At 69.2% G+C, this 227-nt stretch carries 1 protein-coding gene; it reads left to right on the top strand.

Annotated features, from left to right (window positions below; translation table 11 throughout):
• The coding region (locus PUR53_RS16280; protein ID WP_329908690.1) for a zinc-binding dehydrogenase at positions 1 to 227 on the top strand (227 nt) is incomplete at both ends.

The following is a 227-nucleotide window of genomic DNA, read 5'->3' as shown; positions in this document are numbered from 1 at the left end:
CTGACCGGTGGCTTCGGCGCCGACGTCGTCATCGAGGCGGTCGGCCGCCCGGAGACGTACAAGCAGGCCTTCTACGCCCGTGATCTGGCCGGGACGGTCGTTCTCGTCGGTGTCCCCACTCCGGAGATGAAGCTCGAACTGCCCCTCCTCGACGTCTTCGGCCGCGGCGGCGCCCTGAAGTCCTCCTGGTACGGCGACTGCCTGCCCGACCGCGACTTCCCCATGCT

Source organism: Streptomyces sp. SP18BB07 (assembly GCF_036322545.1).
Lineage (GTDB): Bacteria > Actinomycetota > Actinomycetes > Streptomycetales > Streptomycetaceae > Streptomyces > Streptomyces deccanensis.
The sequence above is the reverse complement of the archived record's forward strand: the minus strand, read 5'-3'. Positions and strand labels throughout refer to the sequence as shown.